The organism is Bacteroidota bacterium (genome assembly GCA_039714315.1).
In the GTDB taxonomy this organism is placed as follows: Bacteria; Bacteroidota; Bacteroidia; order Flavobacteriales; family JADGDT01; genus JADGDT01.
The window spans coordinates 1-1,737 of record JBDLJM010000269.1 but is presented as its reverse complement, the minus strand read 5'-3'; the positions used below and the strand labels follow the sequence as shown (position 1 = coordinate 1,737).

2 protein-coding genes are annotated in these 1,737 nt (G+C 32.8%); both read left to right on the top strand.

What is annotated here, in order from left to right; genetic code table 11:
* A partial coding sequence (locus ABFR62_14245; protein ID MEN8139578.1) for a hypothetical protein occupies positions 1 to 758 on the top strand: 758 nt, incomplete at its 5' end.
* A 47-nt stretch (positions 759 to 805) separates the two neighbouring features.
* Positions 806 to 1,585 (top strand): Rossmann-like and DUF2520 domain-containing protein, encoded by a 780-nt coding sequence (locus ABFR62_14240; protein ID MEN8139577.1) that lies wholly within the window; start codon positions 806 to 808, stop codon positions 1,583 to 1,585.
* Positions 1,586 to 1,737 lie beyond the last annotated feature (152 nt).

The following is a 1,737-nucleotide window of genomic DNA, read 5'->3' as shown; positions in this document are numbered from 1 at the left end:
GGAACTTACCCGTCGAACTAATGGAAGCATCAGGAATCGCTGCACAAACCGATTCTACTTTTTGGATGATGAATGACTCCGGAAATCCTCCTGAATTGTTTTTAGTGGATTATAAAGGAAATATTATTGGCAAAAAGTACATTTCCAATGCTGCAAATTCAGATTGGGAAGAACTCACATCTGATGTTAACGGAAATCTATACATTGGTGATTTTGGAGATAATAATCAAAACAGAACTGATTGCAAGATTCTAAAAGTTGAAAAATCAGCACTCAATTCAAAAAAAGATACAATAAGTGTCTCTAAACAAAGTTTCAGGTATTCTACAGATCGCTCATACGATGCAGAGGCGATGATTCATATGCATAATTCAATCTATATTTTTACAAAAAACAGAGAACCCCGATTTGATGGTACTACCATTTTATTCAAGCTCAGTCCTAATGATTCCATTGCACAATTTCAATCAAAAATAAAACTATACTCTGATATCAGGGAATTGTCATGGGTTACTTCTGCATCATTAAGTCCTGATAAATCTGCACTTATACTTCTGAGCTCTGATAAAATGTTTGTATTTTCGAACTTCGAAAAGGATAAATTCTTTGAAGGGGATATGCAAATTATCAGTCTGGAAACCCTAACTCAAAAAGAAGCAGTCGATTTTATTTCTAATTCTGAAATTATTATTACTGATGAAGATAACTCGGGTATTGGAGGTAAACTATATTATGTGGATTTAAAAGAAGTGAATTAAACCAAACAAAGCTCCTTGCATCGAAAGAATTTCCTAATTTTACCCTAATGAACAAAAAACACAAAATAGTACTTATTGGTTCAGGCAATGTAGCGGAACATTTGTTAAGAGCATTTGCTAAATCAAACAGTTCAGAAATAGTTCAATTGTATAGCAGAAACAAAGAAACCGGCTCAAAATTGGCTGAAACCTTCGGTATTGATTTTTGTAACGATATATCAAAACTTTTTGAAGCAGACTTATACCTTATTTCTGTAAGTGATTCGGCAATATCTGAACTTAGCAGCTCACTCCCTTTCTCGAACAGACTTGTTGCGCATACATCAGGAGCTACTAATATAAATACTATAGATTCAAAAAACAGTCAGGCAGTATTTTACCCACTCCAGACTTTTACAAAAAATAAGAAAATAGATTTTTCCAAAATTCCAATCTGCCTTGAAACTACTAATCTAAATGACTGCAAACTGTTGACCGAAATTGCAGGCTCAATCTCCAAAACAGTTCAAACAGTTACATCAGAACAACGACAATACCTTCATGTATCCGCTGTATTTGTAAATAATTTCACAAACCATCTATTCCATATCGGAAAAGAAATTGCCGATCATCACAATGTTGATTTTGACCTGTTAAAGCCACTCATAGCTGAAACAGTTGAAAAGTTAAATTATAAAACGCCAAAAGATGCCCAAACCGGACCGGCTTTACGTGGAGATAAAAATACTATGGAAAAACATTTAAAGATTATTCCTAATAAAAAACACAGAGAGATATACAGACTGATTACCGAGTCTATTTTTGAAACTTATAATAAAAAATGGTGAATGGTGAATGGTGAATAATTCTCCCCTATATTAATTTCAAGAATACACGTAAAAAATATTTCCATACGTAAGTATAATAAATATTTACACGTAATTATTATTATCAGATTACTACCGTATAATACTCATTGACTCATTGACTCATTAAATCA

Coding starts and splice junctions, on each gene's coding strand:
- ABFR62_14240 (MEN8139577.1), top strand. CDS start 806: ATGAACAAAAAACACAAAATAGTACTTATTGGTTCAGGCAATGTAGCG.